This window comes from Aquabacterium sp. (assembly GCF_004297345.1).
Taxonomy (GTDB): Bacteria; Pseudomonadota; Gammaproteobacteria; order Burkholderiales; family Burkholderiaceae_C; genus Aquabacterium.
The window spans coordinates 1-2534 of sequence record NZ_SCTN01000243.1; the positions used below are offsets into that span (position 1 = coordinate 1).

Annotated in this window: 3 protein-coding genes; all 3 read right to left on the minus strand. The window is 60.4% G+C overall.

Going from position 1 to position 2534, the window contains the following annotated elements:
- Nucleotides 1–1463 (minus strand): serine hydrolase (locus tag EPO09_RS08650; protein ID WP_290642185.1); only part of this gene is annotated, 1463 nt, incomplete at its 3' end.
- 84 nt (nucleotides 1464–1547) lie between these two features.
- Nucleotides 1548–2216: a glutathione S-transferase family protein gene (locus EPO09_RS08655; protein ID WP_290642187.1), complete on the minus strand. Its 669-nt coding sequence runs from the start codon at nucleotides 2214–2216 to the stop codon at nucleotides 1548–1550.
- 26 nt (nucleotides 2217–2242) lie between these two features.
- Nucleotides 2243–2534, minus strand: a 292-nt coding sequence (locus tag EPO09_RS08660; protein ID WP_290642189.1) for an ABC transporter substrate-binding protein, incomplete at its 5' end; no start/stop codon positions are given.

The window sequence follows — 2534 nt, forward strand, 5'->3', positions numbered from 1 at the left end:
CGCTTGTTGGCCAGGGTCGGGAACACATCCACCTCGGTGATGCTGGCGGGTTGCAGCAAGGTGCTCTTGACGAAATCGAAGTAGGTCTTGCTGGTCACCTTTTCGACCACAGCGCCGGCCAGCAAATAGCCAAAATTCGAATACTTGTTGTTGGTACCCGGCGCGAAATCCAGTGCGCGGCCATACATGTAGCGCGCCACATCGAGCTTGGTCACAGGCCGGCCCAGGTTCATGTCCAGCGCAATCTGGCGCATGCTGTAGGTGGGGTCAAATCCAGAGCCCGTAGCCGTATCGTCATACCCGCCCATGTGATCAAGCAGTTGCTGCACAGTGATGTTGTCGCTACGCGGGTCTGCGGGATGACTGAAGCCCAGCAAGGGGAAGACCTTGGTTGTGGGCGTGAGGTGCTTGGTGTCATACAAGGCTTGAACAGCCGCTTCCAGGAACATCTTGCTGCAACTGGCCAGCAGGAAGCGGTCAGAAGGCTGGGTGATGCGATAGCCAGCTTCCGCCCAGGTGTAGGCGCGCGAGAATTTGCTGACGCCGTTCTTGCCCAATGCCAACTGGGCGGCGCGAACACCATGTGCCTGCATGAAAGTCTGCATGGCGTGATCAAGGCCTGCCAGGCTGGCCACCGAGCTGCCAGTCACGGACCATTGCCGAGCCATGGGCATGTCCTGCTTGGCGAAGATGGCGGCATAGCGCGTATCGGAACCCGTGCCACCGCCCTGCACGCAGATGGGATACATCCCCGCGGCCTTTTGCTTGTCGAACTCAGCCTGGTAATCCGATGGGCTCATGCCGTGGCGTGCCACCCAAGGCCCGACCACGTCATCCTTGAAGACCGAGCAATACATGTGATCACTCGATACGGCCACGTGTGAGGGCCGGTAGCCCGAGAGTTGATAGCCAGGCAACTGCACCTCGGCATTGAACACGTCCTGGTAGCTCTCGCCGGTGTCTGACGGATGGGCGTGCCACTTCACAAAGTTCGGATTGGCATGCCAGACCGCCATATAGCGTCGGTCATTGGGGGTGCCATAAATGGCCACTGAGCGCAGCATCATGCGCTGGCTGTGCGCCGTCTTGTTCAGATACTGGAAGGTGCCGACTGCACTGTCAGCGCCACTGGTCACGCCGTGGCGTGCCATCCAGGCGCCGCCGATCCCTTGCTCGAACACTGCGGCAAACACGGCGTTACCCGCTGTGCCTGTTGCAGTCACCAGACTGGGCACGTAACCTTTGGCTGTCCAGTTATTGAAGAAGGATTGATAACCTTCACTGTTGACGCCATGCACGGCCACCCATGCAGCGCCCGGGCGCTGCACCCAGACCGCCGCGTAACGTGCGTCGCCGGGATCTCCGTAGACGCTGAGCGAGATCATCCTGAAGCCTTGGGCGCTCAGGTTGTTGAAGTTGGTCTGGTGTTGGGCGCTGGAGACCCCGTGGTATGCCTGAAACATGATGTCACTCCTTCAGGGGGCGATGAGATGGGGCAACTGTCTGCCTGTCTCCCCTCGCCTGCCATCCCTAGGAATGCACCACGTTCATGGGCGTATATCTGGCGCCGCCACCTCAGGCGCGCCCTGCTCTTTCGCAAGGCGCCACTGCTCGGTTTGCGCGCGTTGATAGGCCGGCCGCGCCTGGAGTCGAGCCCAGTAAGCCGCGACGTTGGGAGGGAATTGGGGCGCCATTTCCAGATGCTGGGCCAGCAACAAGGCGTACCCGACAGACACGTCGGCCGCCGTGAAGCGATCGGCGCACAGGTAGTCCGAGTTGGCCAGACGCTGATCCAGCGTTTTCAAGCGGGCGAGAAACCACTTGGCGTAGTCCTGCACGACCTGCGGTTGACGTCGGCCTTCAGGCTCGAAGTACGAATAGCGCAACACCAGGGTCTGAGGGAAGGTGAGCGTGGCTTCGCCGAAATGCAGAAAGTTGAGATAGTCGCCGTAGGCGGCCTCATCAACGGCCACATCCAGTTGCCGCGGGCTATGCCGGGCGGCAAGGTACTGGCACATCGCAGCCGATTCGCTCATTCGCGCGCTGCCATCCACCAGTAAGGGGATGGTGCCCAGGGGGTTCTGCGTCAGGAAGTCCTTGCGATGCACGCGAGGCGGGAAAGGCAGCACGTGCAACTCGTACGGCAAGCCGAGTTCCTCAAGCAGCCACAGGGGGCGAAATGAACGTGCGCTGATGCAGTGAAACAGTTGGATCATGGGCCCCGATGGTCGCAGTCAATCAATCAGTGGATCAGTCTGCCACGCTTGTCCAGGGTCACGAGGTCTACAAAGTTGCTGCCTTGATGATCGCCTCGCGAGTAACGCACCACGAAACCACCCAGATCCTGGCGATCCATGCTCTCCAACGCATTTTGAACACCGCGTGCGTTGATGGTGGAGGCTTGCTCCAGTGCTCGCACCAGCACCTTGGCGGACACATACCCCTCCAGGGTCCGGTAGTTCACCACCAAGCCAGGCTTGCGCGATGCCGTGGACATGAACTCTTTGGTGAGCGGCAAATGGATGCGATTGGGG